Origin of the sequence: Bulleidia sp. HCP3S3_C9, assembly GCF_052064035.1 — a bacterium.
Classification (GTDB): domain Bacteria; phylum Bacillota_I; class Bacilli_A; order Erysipelotrichales; family Erysipelotrichaceae; genus Bulleidia.
Genome location: NZ_JBQHWJ010000168.1, coordinates 1 through 300, shown reverse-complemented (window position 1 = coordinate 300; position 300 = coordinate 1). Strand labels below are relative to the sequence as shown.

Below are 300 nucleotides of genomic sequence, written 5' to 3'. Positions count from 1 at the left end.
TTTAGCTTTGCCTAGTTTCTTGCGAAGATATTTATAATGCCTGCGCATATATTTATTTTTACGGCCATTGCCATAGAACTTAACGCTGCCATCAGATGTATATGATACCGCTGGACATTTAATACCAAGGTCAACACCCATGGCACTGCCATCGTCAGTATATTCAGGTTCATTAACCTCATATACGATTTGAGCAACTATCTTGCTGCCTTTATAGACAATACGCATGGTTCCATGTTTTGTATTCGCAAATATCAATTTCTGATTATCCGTCATAGAAGTACGGACAGCTATGCGCCT

The 300-nt window shown here is 39.3% G+C and carries 1 protein-coding gene; it reads right to left on the bottom strand.

Translation table 11 applies throughout. The features are described from left to right. The coding region (locus ACTND6_RS11280; RefSeq protein ID WP_441045134.1) for a hypothetical protein at positions 1-276 on the bottom strand (276 nt) is incomplete at its 3' end. Positions 277-300 lie beyond the last annotated feature (24 nt).